Below are 312 nucleotides of genomic sequence, written 5' to 3' on the forward strand. Positions count from 1 at the left end.
GATGGTAAGCGTCTTTCTGGCGGCTGTTCAATATTTTGTGTTAGGAACTCCTCTTTAAAACGCGCTTTCTGTAGTTATCTGCGTAGGTGCGGCGATTTTTGGGCTGTCTTTTTTCCTTGTAGGGCTTTTTTTGGGGGTTATGCCCCCCGGGGAGCAGTGCGGAAGGAGACTGCCGTCAAAAATTGGGGGGGGGGGGGGTTTTTGGCTATAAATGGGAATTTGGCCGCGTGTTGCAAAAAAAAAAAGTTTTTCACCCGCTTTACCTTTTTTTAAACAAAAAAAGCCAAAAACACCCCCGCCGATCCCTATAAC

Annotated in this window: 1 protein-coding gene; it reads left to right on the forward strand. The window is 46.8% G+C overall.

All coding sequences use genetic code 11. From position 1 onward, the window contains the following. Nucleotides 1-76: 76 nt before the first annotated feature. The gene (locus tag ACYVTD_RS18905; RefSeq protein ID WP_461249118.1) at nt 77-211 is read left to right on the forward strand and encodes a hypothetical protein; all 135 of its coding nucleotides are present in this window, start codon (nt 77-79) and stop codon (nt 209-211) included. Nucleotides 212-312 lie beyond the last annotated feature (101 nt).

Source organism: Treponema sp. R6D11 (genome assembly GCF_054786075.1).